At 58.4% G+C, this 358-nt stretch carries 1 protein-coding gene; it reads right to left on the minus strand.

The genetic code is table 11. From position 1 onward, the window contains the following. Positions 1-358, minus strand: a 358-nt coding sequence (locus AC0L3J_RS37685; RefSeq protein WP_473350477.1) for a beta-galactosidase domain 4-containing protein, incomplete at both ends; no start/stop codon positions are given.

Genomic DNA, 358 nt, shown 5'->3' on the forward strand with positions numbered 1-358 from the left:
GTTAGGGTCAATGCGGGTCGCTTCACTTACGCCAATGTCGTTATCCAGCGGTGCACGGGTGAACTGATCGCGCAGCGGCGTCAGCAGTTGTTTTTTATCGCCAATCCACATCTGTGAAAGAAAGCCTGACTGGCGGTTAAATTGCCAACGCTTATTACCCAGCTCGATGCAAAAATCCATTTCGCTGGTGGTCAGATGCGGGATGGCGTGGGACGCGGCGGGGAGCGTCACACTGAGGTTTTCCGCCAGACGCCACTGCTGCCAGGCGCTGATGTGCCCGGCTTCTGACCATGCGGTCGCGTTCGGTTGCACTACGCGTACTGTGAGCCGGAGAGCGCCGGGCAACTCTGGCTCACAG

The organism is Bradyrhizobium sp. Kon37 (assembly GCF_055807535.1).